Raw genomic sequence first — 16,429 nt, 5'->3', positions numbered from 1 at the left:
CGCACTTGCGCAAGCCCGTCCTGCTCGTTTTAGCCGCTGCGATTTGCTTGATAGCCATGCTTCTCGCGGCGTGCTCCCCAGAGCAGGCGCCAAACGACGATAACAGAACGGACCAAGCAGACTCAAGCAGTATGTCGTCTGAATTCACCTGGTCGGAAACCAGCGACTGCACAGCCTGCCATGGAAACGCTGCGGCCTCTTTCGACGACGCAGCCTGCACCGCATCGCTGCATGCGAATCAAAAAGACGATTGCTTCAGCTGCCACGATGATAAAGACGGACTGGCGAAAGCACATGAGAAAGTGACGCTCGACAGCAAAAAGAAGAAAGCGACGCTTAAGAAAACGGAAATCGGCAACGACACCTGCATACCCTGCCATGACGCAACCGCGTTAGCCGATGCGACCGCATCGGCCACGGTGCTTACCGACAAAAACAGCCTCACGGTTAACCCCCATGCGCTTCCCGAACATGAAGACCACGCAGATATCACCTGTTCTTCATGCCACAAGATCCACGCACCAGAGGGGCCAGCCGAAACAGCACCTGCTGTTTGCAGAAACTGCCATCACGCAGATGTTTACGAATGCAACACCTGTCACGTAGAAAAGTAGAGCACAGACAAGCAGCGAGACCTGTCGGCCGCATCCTGCATAGGGTGCGGCCGAAACGCCCGATTCCCTACAGGCTCTCCCTCAGGATAGCAACGATTTCGTCGTGGTCGGGAGCGTGGTATCCCCCGTCCATGGCAAGCGTCGCATCCGCGATGCCTGCAAGCATTCCCTCGGTAACGCCGAGTTCCGAAACGCTCATCGCAAGACCCATCTCGCACATCCATGCCTCCATGGCAGCAAGGCCCGCCTGCGCGGTTTCTTCGTCGGTCTTCCCTGAGGAATCTACCTCCCATACCGCTTGGGCGAAGCGGACGAACTTCGGCAGCCCATAGGGCATGATATGGCGATAATAGGGAACCGAAACGGCCGACAGCGTCATGCCGTGGGTCGCGTCGGTGAAGCCGCCGACGGCCTGCCCGATCATGTGCACCATCCAATCGGTGCTCTTTCCCATGGCAACGAAGGTATTGAGCGCCCAGGTAGCCGACCACATGATGTTGCTGCGCGCTTCGTAGTCCTCGGGATTCTCGGCTGCGATGCGCGAGCTATGCACGAGCGAGCGCATAAGGCCCTCCATGATGTAGTCCGACGTGTTGTCGTCGGTTCCCGAGAAGTACTGCTCCATGATATGGGACATGACGTCGAAGATGCCGGCAACCATCTGATAGTGCGGCACGGTGTAGGTAAGCTCGGGGTTCAGGATCGAGAACTTCGGGAACACCTCGGTTCCGAACACATGGCCGATCTTCTGCTTTGTCTCCGGATTAGTAATCACGGCACCGCCGTTCATCTCGGAACCGGTACCGGCCATGGTGAGCACGCACCCCACGGGAACGATCGCGCAGTCGGGCTCCTCGAACCTCAGGTAATACTTCTCCCACGGGTCCTCGTTGCAGTAGGCCGAAACCGAAACGGCCTTCGCGTAGTCGCATACCGATCCGCCGCCGACGGCCAAAATCAGGTCGACTTCGTTTTCCCGAGCGGTGCGGCTGCCTTCGTAGAGCTTTTCAACCGTCGGGTTCGGCATGACGCCCGCATCTTCGAACACTTCTTTTCCGTTCGATTCGAGTATGCTTACGACTTGGTCGTACAAGCCCGTCCTCTTGATCGATCCTCCCCCGTAGACGAGCTGCACCCGCGAGCCGAATCGAGGCAGCTCTTCGTTCAAACGATCGAGGGCGTCTCTTCCGAAATGAAGGCGGGTCGGATTGCAGTAGCTGAAATTACCGAGCATGGATGTCTCCTTATCGCATGGTTTCGCAGTTCGCTTCCCATCATGCATCCTGGAGCCGACTCCAAGTCAAGGGCGTTTCCGAGAATGTCGAGATTCCATGTGCACGTTACGCGACGGGCGCGATACGCTCCTCGACCGAGCGCACTCTCGCCGTCTCAGTCGGCCGCGAACAAGGTGGCAAGCTTCTTCTCGCTCAGAATCTCATTGGCGACGAATGCGCCATCGCGAAAAAGCGTGTAGGCGGTAAAGGGCGCGGGCGCGGCTTTCGCCTGGTCGAGCGTCTCGATCTTGCGCAGCTCAAACCGTACGCCCCGAGCTTTCGCCTCCCTTGCAGCCGCCATCGCGTATTTCTCGGCAAACGGGCATTGGTTGGTGAAGTAGAGTACGAAGCCGTCTTCGTCCACCCGGGGCTTCTTGACGTGGCTCATGAAACGCGGAACGGGAGCGTCTTCGGAAAACGGCAGGTACAAGAGCTCGTAGAACGGCTCTGCGGTGTCGGCGGTTTCGAACCCCTTGTACCGCAAGAACTTCGGGTCGGAGAGAAACGGCATTTTCTTGGCCGAAGAGAGCGCCGTGATACCGAGTTTTCCCTGCTCCCTTGCGTCTGCTATGCACGCTTCGAGCAGTTCGGTTGCATGACCCCTCCCCTTGTACTGGCCCGACACCCAAAAACAATCGATATGCAGGTATCCGTCGGCTTCGATGGGGCACCAAGCCTTTTCGGCGGGAATGTATTCGATGAAAACCTTTCCCCTCGCATCGAGCTTTCTGAAGACGAGCCCGTCGGCGAAACGCTCGCTCATCCACACCTTCTTCTGCGAGACGCATGACTCGCCCCTCTTCTCGGTGATCGCGCAGCAGATGTGCTCCGCATCGATGTTGTCGGGTGTTACCGATATGATCTCCATAGGTTGCTCGCTTTCCCGTGCCCATCCGACCCTGCGGGCGCAAACCAGCCCGCCTTCCAGTGTAGCAGCATCGTAGCCGTCCAGAGAGGACACAAGCTGTCCTCTTATACGCAATTCAACAGCATCGCAACCATCGAAAAACAGTGCCGTTCGTTCTCTGGCTCCCAACACGCGCAACGAGTATGGTAGGTATCAAGTTCACTATCGATTGCGGGTACCGAACCTGCAAGCAAGCACCCGAAGGGAGCACCCATGAGACCCGATCTGTCGGACATAACCGTACAAAGCGAATTCGACCCTGCCCTGTTTTCGAACCACGAGGGGCCGCTCGTATCGCTGTATATGACAACCCACCGCCATGCACCGGAAAACCGTCAGGACCCCATACGGTACAAGAACCTTGTAACCGAAGCGAAGAACCTGTTCGAGCTCAACTACGACCGCAAGGACTACGAGAGCGTCCTTGCACAGCTCGACCTGCTCGAGGCGTATCGCGACGCCGATGTATGGACCCATGCGAAAGACGGCCTCGCCGTGCTTGCCTCGAACAGCAAAACGACGGTATACCACCTCGACTATCCCGTCGACGAGTTCGTCTCCATCACCGATAAGTTCCACGTCAAACCGCTCATCAGGAATTTCCAGTTCGGCTCGCACTACTATCTGCTCGCGATCGACGAGAACGGCTTCGAGCTCTTCGAGGGAGATTTTCATTCCATAGAAAAGCTCGAAATGCCCGATGGCGTCGAAACCGAGTTCCGCAAAGCGTTCGACGACTATACGAACTCGCTCTCCGGCATGAACGGTCATCAGGGAAGCCATTCCCCCACGTACCATCGCTACGGCGACAAGAGCAACGTCGACGAAAAGGATACCGCCGAGCACTTCCGCTATGCGGCCAAGACGGTCGAAGACCACTTCGCCAAATTCCGCTCCTGTCCGATAATGCTCGTAGGCCTACCCGAAAACCAAGCGATTTTCAGGCAAGTCGCCGCAATGCCCACGCTTCTCAACGAAAGCATCGACAAGCCCGTCGAGTCTATGGACGAGAAGGAGCTCCTCGAACGCGCCGTACGGATCATCGAGGGCATACAGGAGACGCGCATCCGGGAACGGCTCGGCAGGTTCGGTGACGAAGCGGTTCAAGGCCGCGCCTCGGCCGATCCACGCGAAATCGGCCATGCGCTTGCAGAGCGAAAGGTGGAAACGCTCTTCGTCGAGCAGGACAAGCTCATCCCCGGTAGCTTCGATCCCGAAACGGGCTCGTTGTCGTACGGTGCCGATATGCTCGACGCTTCCGACGACCTCACCGACGACCTGGCTCAGGCAACCTACGCCCAAGGCGGCGACGTGTTCGTGCTCCCGCACGACCGCATGCCCGCCGAAACCGGTGTCGCCGCTTTGTACCGCTACTGATCGGCAAGCGCCTCGTTCGCCCGCCGTGTTGCGGCAAAAAACTGCTGCACGGCGGCGAACATGCAACGGTAATACCCCGCTATCGCGTCGGAAAAACCCTGCAGATCCCTCTCCCGCAGCGCATCGATGCCATCGTAGCCGTATGAGAGCAATTCGCTTCTCCGTGCCTCCGAAGGCCCCATGAACATGAGGAAATGCCCCCATATCAGCAGATCGTTCAGCTCGGTCATCACGACGCGCAAAGGGCGGATGGGGATGTGCGCGATCAGGCTTTCCGTCAAGGCGCTCGGCACCGCCCATTCGCCTGTTTTCTGCGAGAGGTACGCCAGCGCGTCCCGCTCGACGCCACCCAAGTCGTCGGAGACCGAATTCACGACTGCGGGAAGGATAACGCAGATCATCTTCACTGCATTGACGAACACATCGACATCGCGCATGAAAACCTTATCGGCAACAGAGCGCGGATCGAGCCGCACGTTAGACAGGCGCACACGCGAACCGCGGCCGTTCACCGTCTCCACAACGCCCATGGTGTTGAGCATGCCGAGCGTCTTCTGGATGGTCGACGGCGAGGCGTCGTACTGCTCGGACAGCGCGGCGATCGAGGGGAGCGCCTCGCCGTCGACGTACTCGCCCGCCGCCATACGGCTCACCATATCGCGAGCAACCTGCGCGTACACGTAGCTTTTCCCGGCTTTGACATCCCACGCGTACGCGAATTCCCGGGGGCCGTCGTAAGGATACGCCGCCGCAAGTTCCTCGAAATACGCTTCGACGAACGCCGCCGTGCCGCTGTACATCGACCCGAAACGGTGCTGCACCTCATCGAAGTCCCTGCTCTTCAGCGATTCGAAGATCCAAGGCAATGTATTACCCGAATCAACCGAGGCCCTCTCGTAGGGGCTCTCGAAAGAGGGGTGCACCGAGACGATGCTGATACGCTCCAAGCTGGCATAGCACTCCGAAAGCAAGGGATTGCCCGTCTTGTCAAGGAGCCCATGGAGCACCAGCGAAGACCGCGATAGGCGCCAATCGCCCTTGCGCACTTCGAATTCCTTCCCTTTGACAGCGCGGCACAGCTCGTCGATTTCGCTTTCGCTGCAATGCTGTGCGGCATAGTAGAACAAGGGAGGCATGATGAGCTCGAGCGCCCTGAGGCTTTCGAGCACATCCTGTTTTCCAGCAAGCACCTTTCGCGCAGTTGCCTCGACATCCTCTTCGGCTTCGGTGCGATGGGTTACCGTCGCGCGCTTGCGCTCTTCGGTTGCAATGTAGCCGTCGGTTCGCAACGCGCTCAGCACATCGCGAACCGTTCTGAGGCCGACGTGGTAGCGCGTTGATAGGTCTTTCATTGACGGAAGCGTATCGCCGTCGCGCAACGTACCGTCTTCGATTTTGCGCGCGATATCGCGATACATGTATTCGAACAACGTGTTTCGTTCCTGCACGCTCGCTCCGTTCAAGTAAAAAAAGATGCCCTACGGCATGGTCCGTAGGGCATCATATCATGCTCTTTGCCGAGAACCTGAGCTGCTCTCGGTAAAAGTATTATCGTTTCGGTCGTCTATGACCGAACCATTCGGGTTTAATGGAATCTGATGACTCCGTTTTCGCCGCGACGGCAGGTCTTGATGAAGCGAACCGTCTTGTCGGCAGCGTTCATAACAACCGATTCGGTGGTAATGCATCCGTCCGTTTTCGAAACGCCGGAAACCATCTCGCCGTCGGTTACGCCGCACGCGAGGAACGCAGCGTCATCGGAACGGACGAGCATATCCATGGTAAGCACGCCGTCGAGATCCACCTCGGCGGTCTTCTCGGCACGAGCGCGCTCGTCGTCGGAGCGGAAACGGNCCCATGTAAAACGCGAGGCCGGTGCCGGGAACCGCCGTAGCGATCGCGCCGAACACGTCGCCGTCGTCGATCAGGCGCACGCGGGCGCCGGCATCGCGCACACCCTGGATAAGATCCTTATGGCGATCGCGGTCGAGGATGCACACGTTCACATCGGAAACCTCTTTGCCGAGCGCCTCGGCGACGGCGCGAACGTTCTCTTCGGGCGTGTTGTCGATATGGACCTTGCCGACACATGCCGGACCTGCAGCGATCTTTTCCATGTAGGTGTCAGGAGCAAACAGGAGCGCACCCTTCGGCGCAATGGCGATGGTCGTCAGTGCATTGGGCTTGTTGTATGCGCACAGGTTCGTACCCTCGAGCGGATCGACTGCGATATCGATCTCTTCGCCGCCGCGCCCGAGCTCCTCGCCGATGTAGAGCATGGGGGCCTCGTCGCGCTCGCCCTCCCCGATCACGATGCGTCCCGAGAACTCGATGTCGTTGAACGCGTTGCGCATGGCGGTCGTCGCCGCCTGATCGGCTGCGACCTTATCGCCCTTGCCCGACCAATCGGCACACGCGATGGCTGCAGTCTCGGCTACGTTGAGGATTTCCATGATTCGTGCAGCTTGCATACTTACCCTTTCGTAGATGTCCATTGAGTAGAGCTGATGAGCGCGATTCTACACCACTCATCTGGTGCGCACCATACGCACCGCGAAATGCGCATCAGAAGAACGCGGAGCGAGCCGCGTAGAGAATACGCGCGTTTTGCATATCTCGTCGAGCGCGAACGGCGAGCCCGCCTCGCTTTCGAGGAACCGTTTGACCACGGCCGCGTTCTCGGCCTTGAGCACCGTGCAGGTGGCATAGGCGAGCACGCCGCCCGGCGCTACGTGCCCGGCAGCCGATTCGAGCATCGCGAGACCCGTTTCGGCGAGCCTGTCGATGTCCTGTTCGGTTATGCGCCATCGGATCTCGGGATGGCGGCGGAGGGTTCCGAGCCCCGAGCAGGGCGCATCGATGAAAATTTCGTCGAAGACAGCTGCCGGCAGCACCTNCTTTGATGCCCTGCACGCCCGCCGCAAACGACTTCGCATCCATTGCCTGTTTTCCGTCGGGTTTGAGCCGTACAACCTCCACAGCGCCGCCCGTCGCACCGAGGAACAGTTTCTTGGCGGCGAAGCGCACCTCCCCGGGCTCCATGCCTGCGGCAAGTTCCGAAGCCCGCTCGTCGTTCGAGATATCCTTCAACTCCAAAACCGTAACCGCGCGGCCGGCCACCACCGCATGCGACGGGTGCGCCGCACTCGATGCGCGCACCTTCAGCACCAGCGCGCGGCAACGATCCGCCGGATCGAGGTCGAGCTCGTGCTTGCCGATCTTATCCGCATAGGTGACCCGGTCTTCGTCCTGCTCGATCCATTCGGCGGCGCCCTCCTGTATATGGACGAGCGCGGTCAGAAGGGCGTGCGACCCGAGGTTTGCCAGCTCGTCGGTCAGCTCGTCGGCGTTTTTATCCTCCATGTTGGCCGTACGGCATATGCAGTAGGCGCCGGTATCGAGCCCCTCCTCCATCCGCATCACGCATACGCCCGTCTCGACCTCGTCGGCGAGGATGGCGCGCTCGACCGGTGCTGCTCCCCTCCACGAGGGAAGCAGCGACGCATGCACGTTGATGCAGCCGTATTCCGGTATGCCCAAAACGGCGGGCGGGAGGATCATGCCGTACGCCGCGACGCATACGACGTCGGGCGCAAGCGAGGCGAGATGGTCCTGCTCGGATTCGTCGCGCAGCGTTTTGGGGCAGCGCACCTCGATGCCGTATCGCTCGGCAACACGCTTCACGGGCGACGCAACCGCTTCGGCTCCCCTTCCGCGCACGGCGTCGGGGCGCGTATAGGCGGCTACGACCTCGTGCTGCTGCACAAGGTCCTCAAGGATGGTTGCCGCGAATTCGGGCGTGCCCATGAAGACTATTCTCATTGCTCCGGACCTGTCTCTCCCGGCTTTGCGCCGTTCGCAAGCGCCACTTCGTATGCCCTGAGCGCTTCGATCCTCGTCATGGGATCGCAGACTTCGAACATGGTTTTGCCATCAAGATGATCGAGTTCGTGCTGGAGGCAGCGACCCAAAAGGCCGTCGCCCTCGATCGTCCATTCCTCGCCGTCGAGATCGAGGAAGCGCACCTTCGCAAAAGGCGGTCGGGCGATCTCCACGGTGATGCCCGGGCACGAAAGGCAGCCCTCGCCCATGACGATAGGATCGCCCTGGAGCTCGACCAGCTCGGGGTTGATCATGTAGATGGGGTTCTTCTCGTCGGATTCGGTGTCGCAATCGACGACGACGACGCGCTTGAGCACGCCCACCTGGGGCGCCGCAAGGCCGCAGCCGTTGTTCTTGTACATGGCCTTCGCCATCTGCTTTGCAAGCTTCTTGATGCTTTTATCCTCGACCCGGCACGGCTCGCACACTTGCCGGAGCATGGGGTCTGGGGAGAGCACGATGTTCATATTCGTTTCCTTTTCAGAGCTATGTGTAAAAGGACCTGCGGGCACGTGCGCCCGCCAGGTCCCCGTTATTCAGAGCCATTGTCGAACAGGTCAGCGATCTTGTCCAGCGGTTTTATCGCGCTTGACAGAAGCATCATCAACGAATACCTCCTTGAGCGATGCGGCCAGACCCGCAATGCCCTGGATGTCGGACGGGACGATGAGCTTGGTGGCGGTGCCGTTGGCGAGAATGCCGAGCGACTCGAGCGCCNGAGCAGCTTCGTCTTGAACTCGTGGTTGTCGAGCGTGCTCAACTCGAGCTGGCTTTCGTACAGGCGGTTCGCGTTGCTCTGCAGCAGGATGGTCTTCGTTGCCCGCCCCGCCCCGATCTCGAGAAACGTTGCCGGCTTCTTGTTTTTCGAGAGGACTCCCGCAGCCACCATCTGGGAAGCGGCATCGCTCACCAGTATCTTGCCGTCGGAGAACAACCGCTTCACGCCCTCGTCCTGCAAGGCCTTCGGCGCGGCAAGGCGATAGCACCCGGCTACGGCTTCGGTACCGAACCTCACTGTCTGCAGCGGCGCCGAAGCCCGCTCGAATACAGCGAGCACGGACTCGTCGCTTGCCTTCAAGCTGTTCACCGCAACGAATACGGGGGCGGGCTCGTTCGAGGCCGCCATGAAGTCAATCGCCCCGTCACGGCCGAGATCGGCTATGAGCCGATTCGCCAACCAGACGGGAAACGCATGCGACCGCGCAAGCGGCGCCACATCGGTTGCAGGATCGCCGAACGGGAACTCCGCCTTGGAGGCCACGATCTTGCGCAGTACGGCGTTGGCGAGCCCGGCCGCCTTCGGAGCAATCGCCCTGACGAGCTCGACGCCCTGATCGACGGCCGCATGCGGGCTCTTGTCGAGGAATACGATCTCGTAGGTGCTGATACGGAGCGCATCGCGCACATCGCTTTTGATGTCGGACGGCGATTTGAGACAGCGGTCGATGACCTCGTCGAGCGTTCCCGATCTGCTCGCAACGCCAAGCGCGAGTTTGGTTGCGAACGCGCGGTCTTCCGGAGAAAGCGAAGAGGCGTCCACGTGCTTGGCGATNTTCCCTTATACGCCATCGGGCGCCCCCCAGCTCAGACGACCGTCTTTGATGCCCTGCACGCCCGCCGCAAACGACTTCGCATCCATTGCCTGTTTTCCGTCGGGTTTGAGCCGTACAACCTCCACAGCGCCGCCCGTCGCACCGAGGAACAGTTTCTTGGCGGCGAAGCGCACCTCCCCGGGCTCCATGCCTGCGGCAAGTTCCGAAGCCCGCTCGTCGTTCGAGATATCCTTCAACTCCAAAACCGTAACCGCGCGGCCGGCCACCACCGCATGCGACGGGTGCGCCGCACTCGATGCGCGCACCTTCAGCACCAGCGCGCGGCAACGATCCGCCGGATCGAGGTCGAGCTCGTGCTTGCCGATCTTATCCGCATAGGTGACCCGGTCTTCGTCCTGCTCGATCCATTCGGCGGCGCCCTCCTGTATATGGACGAGCGCGGTCAGAAGGGCGTGCGACCCGAGGTTTGCCAGCTCGTCGGTCAGCTCGTCGGCGTTTTTATCCTCCATGTTGGCCGTACGGCATATGCAGTAGGCGCCGGTATCGAGCCCCTCCTCCATCCGCATCACGCATACGCCCGTCTCGACCTCGTCGGCGAGGATGGCGCGCTCGACCGGTGCTGCTCCCCTCCACGAGGGAAGCAGCGACGCATGCACGTTGATGCAGCCGTATTCCGGTATGCCCAAAACGGCGGGCGGGAGGATCATGCCGTACGCCGCGACGCATACGACGTCGGGCGCAAGCGAGGCGAGATGGTCCTGCTCGGATTCGTCGCGCAGCGTTTTGGGGCAGCGCACCTCGATGCCGTATCGCTCGGCAACACGCTTCACGGGCGACGCAACCGCTTCGGCTCCCCTTCCGCGCACGGCGTCGGGGCGCGTATAGGCGGCTACGACCTCGTGCTGCTGCACAAGGTCCTCAAGGATGGTTGCCGCGAATTCGGGCGTGCCCATGAAGACTATTCTCATTGCTCCGGACCTGTCTCTCCCGGCTTTGCGCCGTTCGCAAGCGCCACTTCGTATGCCCTGAGCGCTTCGATCCTCGTCATGGGATCGCAGACTTCGAACATGGTTTTGCCATCAAGATGATCGAGTTCGTGCTGGAGGCAGCGACCCAAAAGGCCGTCGCCCTCGATCGTCCATTCCTCGCCGTCGAGATCGAGGAAGCGCACCTTCGCAAAAGGCGGTCGGGCGATCTCCACGGTGATGCCCGGGCACGAAAGGCAGCCCTCGCCCATGACGATAGGATCGCCCTGGAGCTCGACCAGCTCGGGGTTGATCATGTAGATGGGGTTCTTCTCGTCGGATTCGGTGTCGCAATCGACGACGACGACGCGCTTGAGCACGCCCACCTGGGGCGCCGCAAGGCCGCAGCCGTTGTTCTTGTACATGGCCTTCGCCATCTGCTTTGCAAGCTTCTTGATGCTTTTATCCTCGACCCGGCACGGCTCGCACACTTGCCGGAGCATGGGGTCTGGGGAGAGCACGATGTTCATATTCGTTTCCTTTTCAGAGCTATGTGTAAAAGGACCTGCGGGCACGTGCGCCCGCCAGGTCCCCGTTATTCAGAGCCATTGTCGAACAGGTCAGCGATCTTGTCCAGCGGTTTTATCGCGCTTGACAGAAGCATCATCAACGAATACCTCCTTGAGCGATGCGGCCAGACCCGCAATGCCCTGGATGTCGGACGGGACGATGAGCTTGGTGGCGGTGCCGTTGGCGAGAATGCCGAGCGACTCGAGCGCCTTCAAAGTGAGGACCGCGTTGTCGGCCCCGGCTTCGCGCACTACGCGGATGCCGTCGGCGGTCGCTTGCTGGACGTTGCGGATGGCCTCGGCCTCGCCTTCGGCCTCGCGGATCTGCTTCTCGCGCTCCGCCTCGGCGGCGAGGATGGTCTGCTGCTTGTTTGCCTCTGCGGCGAGGATGATCGCCTGTTTGTTGCCCTCGGCGATCGTGATGGCCGCCTGCTTCTCGCCTTCGGCCAAAAGCACCGCCTCGCGCTTTTCACGCTCTGCCTTCATCTGCTTTTCCATAGCCTGCTGGATAGCGGCAGGCGGCGTGATGTTCTTCACCTCTACGCGGTTGACCTTGATGCCCCAGGCATCGGTCGCCTCATCGAGGATGGCGCGCATCTTCGCGTTGACCACATCGCGCGAGGTGAGCGTCGTATCGAGATCGAGATCGCCCACGATGTTGCGCAGCGTGGTGGCCGAGAGGTTCTCGATGGCGATGATGGGGTTCTCGACGCCGTAGCAGTACAGCTTCGGATCCATGATCTGGAAGAACACGACGGTGTCGATGGACATGGTTACGTTGTCCTTCGTGATGACGGGCTGAGGCGGAAAATCGAACACCTGCTCCTTGAGCGAGATGCCGCCGCGCACGCGGTCGATGAACGGCACCTTCACGTGCAGGCCGTTGTTCCAGGTAGTCAAATACGATCCGAAGCGCTCGACAACCGCCGCGGTCGCCTGGGGGACGATCTTGATGCAGGTGACCGAGAAGAGGACAAGCAAAACGACGAGCACCGCAACGACGATCAGAAGATTCATGAGGGTTTCCTTTCAACGATGAGCTTGATGCTCTCCCTGTCCTTGATGACGACCGTTTCGCCGGCCGGTATTACCGAACCATCGGCGCTTCGAGCCGCCCACGTCATGCGGTTGGCGGTTTCGATGCGGCCCGAAAGGCGCTCGTTGTCGATGGCTTCGACCACGAGAGCCGACTGCCCGACCACGTCGGGCTCTTCCTTTTCACCGCGTTTGCGGTATTTGATGAACAGCGGCCGAAGCACGATCAGGCACACGATCGAGACGACGAAGAACACGACGAGCTGCACGATGATGTCGTAGCCGAGCAGATTCGCGAGAAACGCTACAAGCGCGCCGACGACGAACCACATGGTGATGAGGCCGAACGACAGCACCTCCACGATGCCCATTACCGCTGCGACCCCCAGCCAAACGAAGGGACTCATTGCGCCTCCTTTCCTAACGGTACGTTCTCGTTAATGTAATATATTCTATATCATATAAGGTCAGTCAACGCCGTTGTGCAACCCGTCCACTCATACTACACGCTTCGCTCCCGCAAAGACAACGCCGTCGAACGCAAAGCGATGCGCCGCGACGGACGGGATGGATCCCATCGCGTCGCAGCGAGGCTCGCTACGACTGTCCGCCCGACGTATGCGCGAGCCTTCTTTTCGCCAGCTCCTTCTGCATGGCAACAGCGCTCTCGAACAGCAACTCGTACTCCTGGGGATCGAGCCTGTCCGCCTGCGCAAGCTCCGCCCTGAGAGCCGCAACCGCATCCTCCATATCGCCGATAGCGAGCTCTTCGGCCAGAAACGAGGCGACCTGCGCAGCCCCGGACTCCTCCGACATCGTGCCCGAAGTGAGGATGCTCGCCGCCGCAGGCACCGCCTGCTGTGCGGCGGTGATGATTTCGGGTCCTTTCGCAGCGGGGTTATCGGCCAGAGCGGCAAGGATGCTCTGGGAAAGAAGCCCGTGCACCGGCTCGTGCCACTGCGTTTGAGCGAGCGCGTCTGCCAAGCGCAGGCCTTCTTCGGGACGCCTTGCCACCAGGCTCAAGAACTCGCGCTCGTAGCGTCGGCGCGACAGCTCGCTTTGCGGCAGCGCAGACGAAGGCCGCCTGCGAACCGGTTCATCCCCCGCAGCCTGCTCTTCNCCGTACCGGCATCGCGCGGCCCCGCGGCGACCACCCCGTCGAACACGAGCACTCCGCCGGGCCGCAGCACGCGGAAAAGCTCGCGAAATATCGCTTCGGGACAGTAGTCGATGTTGATGCTGCTGTTGGCGAACACCAGATCGAACGCATCGTCTTCGAGACCTGCCGCCGCGAGATCCTCGGGGTACGCCACGTGGAACTTCATGTTGTTCTCCGGCAGCCCGTTTCGGCGCCACGCGTCTTCCACGAAGGATTCGGCGACGGCGATCCATGCGGGGTTCGGATCGACCCCCACAACATGGCCGCGAGATCCGACGTAGTCGGAGATCTTCACGACCCCCTTGCCCCGGCGGCAGTCGACATCGAGCACGCGCTTGCCCGTAATGCTGCCAAAGAGCACCATCTTGCACCGGCTCGCGAACCCGTACTCCGTAGGCGTCTGCTCGTAATGCGCTTTCAGGGCACCCTCGTCGAGCGGCTGTTCTTCGTTCATGCTCATCACCCCGGCTGTGCGGACTCGGCTACCGATACGACACGCGCGAGTTGTTGACCAGCCACGACAAGGCGGCTTCGCGGCGCGCGAACACGACGGCCTCGTCGCCCAAGCCCTGCTCTTCGAGCTGCTTGCGAATCTTGATGCGCTGTTCGAGATCGTTGCCGGGCATCTGGGCCGTGATGTCGTCGTCGGACAGCTCGATGTTCAGGTGCTCGGCGAGCGCGTCTATCGCACAGGTGACCTTGAGCGCATCGAGGGGCNGGCTCGGCCTTCGGCCGAAGCAAGGTTGTGCTTGGCAATGCGGCGTTCGATGCCGTATTTAAGCAGCGGGCGCGCCGAAGCGAGCAGCTCGCGCAGCGCATCGGCCCCGCGCTGGCCCACGAAATCGGCCGGATCGAGATCGTCGGGAAGCGTGACGGCCGCCAACTCGATCTTGGTACGGCCCGCTTCGGGAGTCATCGACCGATCGATGAACCCAAGGGCTCTGTCAGCAGCCCTCTGGCCGGCCTCGTCGCCATCGAACAGGTAGATGATCTGCCGCTTGGCGTGCCGCGAAAGCGCCCGGATATGCTGGTTCGTGAGGGCCGTCCCCAACGTCGCCACCGCGTTCTGGATTCCCGCTTCGTGAAGCGCGATCACGTCGGTGTAGCCTTCGACGACCACGGCGATGCCCGAGGAAGCCATGGCCGTCTTTGCCTTGTCGAGGCCGAAAAGCACCTCCGATTTATGGAACACCGGGGTTTCCTGCGAGTTAAGGTACTTGGGCTGCCCGTCCCCGATGATGCGACCGCCGAACGCAATGCAATCGCCCTGCACGTCGAAGATGGGAAACATCACACGGTTGTAGAACCGGTCCTTCAGGCCGCCGCGCCGAGAGTCCCCGCTGCCATCGAGGGCGACGTTCGCGTCGACGAGCTCTTTATCCTTGAAGCCCTTCGCCTTGAGATGGCGAACGAGCTGGCCCGAACCGGGCGCGTATCCGAGTTCCCAGCGCTTGGGCACTTCGCCGCCGAACCCGCGGCTCGCCAGATACGTGCGCGCCGAGGCGGCTCCGGGGTCTTTGCCGCGCATGAGCTGCGTATGGTAGAACTCGGCGGTTTCCTTGCAGATGTCCTTGAGCCGGGCCTTGTAGCCGTGGGCTACCGCAGGCTTGCCGTTCTCGGTGATCTGGACGTTGCCGCGCTCAGCGAGCTTGCGCACCGCATCGGGAAAATCGAGGTCGTCAACCTGCATGACGAAGCTGAACACGTCGCCGCCCGCGCCGCATCCGAAACAGTGCCACAGCTGGGATGCCGGATCGATCTTGCATGACGGCGTTTTCTCATCATGGATAGGGCAGCAGCACCAGAAATCCCGTCCACGCTGGCGCACGGGCACGCGATCGCCGACGACCGACACGAGGTCGTTCGCCTCGCGGACCTTTCGGATGTCCTCTTCGCTGAATCCTGCCACTGACTGAGTGTTCCTTCGCCATGAAACGCCTATAACGGTATGCTCCTTTGCAGTATACCCCATATGCGGCGCCTCGACGCACGCCGCATGGCAGACAACACACCGCGAAGCGCTCCGGGCGGCTGCGAGAAGAACCGCGCTCGCACCCGCCCGGCAAGAGCGCCGCTTGCAGGATCGCCCGCCTTCTCTCACCCTCGCGGCGAATGCGCGTACGGCCCGTTCGCTCCGTCGGGCACCGAGGGCGAAGATGCGCCCAACGTCGTTCCGGCGAAGCGCCCTACCATGGGGTCGCGCAGTCGCAACCGGTGCGGACCTGGCCTTTCCCGTGAGCGCGCCGCTTCAGCTTGTCGATGGTCCATCGCTCGAAGATGAGCGTCCTGTGTCCGCGGTACACGTCGAACGCACCCTCGAGCTCGATGCCGACGCACGAGAACGACCCGTTGATCGAGCCGTAGAGCTCCGCCGCCTTCGCATTGAACCCGCTGTCGGCAAACAGGTACACATTCGCCCCGTGCCCACGGCCGTGCAGCGGGATGAGCAGCTCGTTTCCCTTGCCCTCGAGGAAGAGGCCCTTGTTCTCGAGCAGCACGCCCCGAAGCGCGCGTTCGGGCTCGAAGCGATCGGCCCAGGGCTCCTTGTTCATCTTCGCCCAATACGCCCATGCGTTCTCGAAGCGACAGGCATCGTCGTCGTAGATCGACTTGAAGAACCCTCGGCAATCCTCGGCCCGCTCGAGATGCTCGCCGAATTGGGGCCAAACGCCGCCCGCGATGCTCGCCAGGGCCAACAGTTCGCGATAGTCCTTCGCCTGCGGGGCATCCATTGCCTCGACCTGCGCTTTCAGATCTTCATAGTTCATTGTTTCCCCTTGAATACGTTGCCGCTAAGGCATGTGCCCCGCAGCCTTTGCCTTCGGCGCCCGCATGCGGGCGCCCTTACACGGCCAATCTAGCGCCGCGGCTTGCAGATGCGCGCCGTGGTCTTCACGAACCGCACCTTCTCGTCGGTCTCGGCGACCGGCACCTCGAAACCGTTCTCGAAGCCCGTCTCGGCGGCGACGTCCGATTCCTCGTAGTACTCGGGGGATTCGAACCCCGCGCGGCCGACCAGCGCTTCGAACTCTGCGCGGGAAAGCGCCGCCTGCACCGCGTTGCCGAGGGCGCGGGCGCGGGCCACCGTACCGGC

Annotated in this window: 20 protein-coding genes and 1 pseudogene; 2 read left to right on the top strand and 19 right to left on the bottom strand. The window is 61.2% G+C overall.

Annotated elements, in window-relative coordinates:
* The first annotated feature begins 5 nt into the window (after positions 1–5).
* The gene (locus tag C1722_RS03525; RefSeq protein WP_180995023.1) at positions 6–614 is read left to right on the top strand and encodes a cytochrome c3 family protein; all 609 of its coding nucleotides are present in this window, start codon (positions 6–8) and stop codon (positions 612–614) included.
* Positions 615–681: 67 nt separating this feature from the next.
* Here C1722_RS03525 and C1722_RS03520 read toward each other — a convergent pair whose 3' ends face one another.
* Positions 682–1,848 carry an iron-containing alcohol dehydrogenase gene (locus C1722_RS03520; protein WP_102378014.1) on the bottom strand — a complete coding sequence of 389 codons (1,167 nt, stop codon included), beginning with the start codon at positions 1,846–1,848 and terminating at the stop codon, positions 682–684.
* 155 nt (positions 1,849–2,003) lie between these two features.
* A complete protein-coding gene (locus tag C1722_RS03515) occupies positions 2,004–2,756 on the bottom strand; it encodes a GNAT family N-acetyltransferase (RefSeq protein ID WP_102378013.1) in 753 nt (250 codons plus the stop codon).
* Between the two features lie 252 nt (positions 2,757–3,008).
* Here C1722_RS03515 and C1722_RS03510 point away from each other — a divergent pair, with 252 nt between their 5' ends.
* Positions 3,009–4,172, top strand: coding sequence for a baeRF3 domain-containing protein (locus C1722_RS03510; protein WP_102378012.1), 1,164 nt, complete (start codon positions 3,009–3,011; stop codon positions 4,170–4,172).
* On the opposite strand, the gene C1722_RS03505 is transcribed toward C1722_RS03510, so the two are convergent.
* The 17 genes and pseudogenes from C1722_RS03505 to C1722_RS03435 all read right to left on the bottom strand — a co-directional run.
* A complete protein-coding gene (locus tag C1722_RS03505; RefSeq protein WP_146040594.1) occupies positions 4,166–5,620 on the bottom strand; it encodes a GntR family transcriptional regulator in 1,455 nt (484 codons plus the stop codon). The two genes, C1722_RS03510 and C1722_RS03505, sit on opposite strands and share 7 nt — an antisense overlap.
* Positions 5,621–5,757: 137 nt before the next feature.
* Positions 5,758–5,961: a fructose-bisphosphatase class II gene (locus C1722_RS17540; protein WP_280522948.1), complete on the bottom strand. Its 204-nt coding sequence runs from the start codon at positions 5,959–5,961 to the stop codon at positions 5,758–5,760.
* The gene (locus C1722_RS03495; RefSeq protein WP_425319364.1) at positions 5,927–6,625 is read right to left on the bottom strand and encodes a class II fructose-bisphosphatase family protein; all 699 of its coding nucleotides are present in this window, start codon (positions 6,623–6,625) and stop codon (positions 5,927–5,929) included. Before C1722_RS03495 ends, C1722_RS17540 begins: the two co-directional genes overlap by 35 nt.
* 75 nt (positions 6,626–6,700) lie before the next feature.
* A complete protein-coding gene (locus C1722_RS17300) occupies positions 6,701–7,108 on the bottom strand; it encodes an RsmB/NOP family class I SAM-dependent RNA methyltransferase (protein WP_244902551.1) in 408 nt (135 codons plus the stop codon).
* Positions 7,095–7,979 (bottom strand): annotated as a pseudogene (locus C1722_RS03490) (methionyl-tRNA formyltransferase); the annotation flags it as partial. The gene C1722_RS17300 and the pseudogene C1722_RS03490, both read right to left, overlap by 14 nt.
* Before the next feature lie 11 nt (positions 7,980–7,990).
* Complete coding sequence (def, locus tag C1722_RS03485; RefSeq protein WP_102378005.1) at positions 7,991–8,521, bottom strand: peptide deformylase; 531 nt, start codon at positions 8,519–8,521, stop codon at positions 7,991–7,993.
* 65 nt (positions 8,522–8,586) lie between these two features.
* Positions 8,587–9,594 carry a transcription antitermination factor NusB gene (locus C1722_RS03480; RefSeq protein ID WP_244902431.1) on the bottom strand — a complete coding sequence of 336 codons (1,008 nt, stop codon included), beginning with the start codon at positions 9,592–9,594 and terminating at the stop codon, positions 8,587–8,589.
* Between the two features lie 18 nt (positions 9,595–9,612).
* Positions 9,613–10,575: a methionyl-tRNA formyltransferase gene (gene fmt, locus C1722_RS03475; protein ID WP_102378006.1), complete on the bottom strand. Its 963-nt coding sequence runs from the start codon at positions 10,573–10,575 to the stop codon at positions 9,613–9,615.
* Entirely contained in the window at positions 10,572–11,102 is a 531-nt protein-coding gene (gene def, locus C1722_RS03470) for a peptide deformylase (protein ID WP_102378005.1), read from the bottom strand. The genes fmt and def (C1722_RS03470) overlap by 4 nt, the downstream gene beginning before the upstream one ends.
* A 90-nt stretch (positions 11,103–11,192) precedes the next feature.
* On the bottom strand, positions 11,193–12,158 hold the full coding sequence (locus C1722_RS03465; RefSeq protein WP_102378004.1) for an SPFH domain-containing protein: 966 nt from the start codon (positions 12,156–12,158) through the stop codon (positions 11,193–11,195).
* The gene (locus C1722_RS03460) at positions 12,155–12,583 is read right to left on the bottom strand and encodes an NfeD family protein (protein ID WP_102378003.1); all 429 of its coding nucleotides are present in this window, start codon (positions 12,581–12,583) and stop codon (positions 12,155–12,157) included. The genes C1722_RS03465 and C1722_RS03460 overlap by 4 nt, the downstream gene beginning before the upstream one ends.
* A gap of 190 nt (positions 12,584–12,773) precedes the next feature.
* Positions 12,774–13,160 carry a hypothetical protein gene (locus C1722_RS03455; protein ID WP_102378002.1) on the bottom strand — a complete coding sequence of 129 codons (387 nt, stop codon included), beginning with the start codon at positions 13,158–13,160 and terminating at the stop codon, positions 12,774–12,776.
* A gap of 35 nt (positions 13,161–13,195) precedes the next feature.
* Positions 13,196–13,699 carry a class I SAM-dependent methyltransferase gene (locus C1722_RS03450; protein WP_425319363.1) on the bottom strand — a complete coding sequence of 168 codons (504 nt, stop codon included), beginning with the start codon at positions 13,697–13,699 and terminating at the stop codon, positions 13,196–13,198.
* Positions 13,700–13,817: 118 nt separating this feature from the next.
* On the bottom strand, positions 13,818–13,961 hold the full coding sequence (locus tag C1722_RS16850; protein WP_180995021.1) for a hypothetical protein: 144 nt from the start codon (positions 13,959–13,961) through the stop codon (positions 13,818–13,820).
* A gap of 56 nt (positions 13,962–14,017) precedes the next feature.
* Positions 14,018–15,307 carry a DNA primase gene (gene dnaG / locus C1722_RS03445; RefSeq protein WP_102378000.1) on the bottom strand — a complete coding sequence of 430 codons (1,290 nt, stop codon included), beginning with the start codon at positions 15,305–15,307 and terminating at the stop codon, positions 14,018–14,020.
* A gap of 214 nt (positions 15,308–15,521) precedes the next feature.
* Complete coding sequence (locus C1722_RS03440) at positions 15,522–16,103, bottom strand: hypothetical protein (protein WP_102377999.1); 582 nt, start codon at positions 16,101–16,103, stop codon at positions 15,522–15,524.
* Positions 16,104–16,192: 89 nt separating this feature from the next.
* Positions 16,193–16,429: hypothetical protein (locus tag C1722_RS03435; protein WP_180995020.1), on the bottom strand; the 237-nt coding region annotated here is incomplete at its 5' end.

The organism is Raoultibacter timonensis (assembly GCF_900240215.1).
Classification (GTDB): domain Bacteria; phylum Actinomycetota; class Coriobacteriia; order Coriobacteriales; family Eggerthellaceae; genus Raoultibacter; species Raoultibacter timonensis.
The sequence above is the reverse complement of the archived record's forward strand: the minus strand, read 5'-3'. Positions and strand labels throughout refer to the sequence as shown.

Excerpts from the sequence above, each read along its gene's own strand:
- def (WP_102378005.1), bottom strand. The coding sequence starts at position 11,102 with ATGAACATCGTGCTCTCCCCAGACCCCATGCTCCGGCAAGTGTGCGAG.
- fmt (WP_102378006.1), bottom strand. The coding sequence starts at position 10,575 with ATGAGAATAGTCTTCATGGGCACGCCCGAATTCGCGGCAACCATCCTT.
- C1722_RS03465 (WP_102378004.1), bottom strand. The coding sequence starts at position 12,158 with ATGAATCTTCTGATCGTCGTTGCGGTGCTCGTCGTTTTGCTTGTCCTC.
- C1722_RS03440 (WP_102377999.1), bottom strand. The coding sequence starts at position 16,103 with ATGAACTATGAAGATCTGAAAGCGCAGGTCGAGGCAATGGATGCCCCG.
- C1722_RS03520 (WP_102378014.1), bottom strand. The coding sequence starts at position 1,848 with ATGCTCGGTAATTTCAGCTACTGCAATCCGACCCGCCTTCATTTCGGA.
- def (WP_102378005.1), bottom strand. The coding sequence starts at position 8,521 with ATGAACATCGTGCTCTCCCCAGACCCCATGCTCCGGCAAGTGTGCGAG.
- C1722_RS03460 (WP_102378003.1), bottom strand. The coding sequence starts at position 12,583 with ATGAGTCCCTTCGTTTGGCTGGGGGTCGCAGCGGTAATGGGCATCGTG.
- C1722_RS03515 (WP_102378013.1), bottom strand. The coding sequence starts at position 2,756 with ATGGAGATCATATCGGTAACACCCGACAACATCGATGCGGAGCACATC.
- C1722_RS16850 (WP_180995021.1), bottom strand. The coding sequence starts at position 13,961 with ATGCCCGGCAACGATCTCGAACAGCGCATCAAGATTCGCAAGCAGCTC.
- C1722_RS03510 (WP_102378012.1), top strand. The coding sequence starts at position 3,009 with ATGAGACCCGATCTGTCGGACATAACCGTACAAAGCGAATTCGACCCT.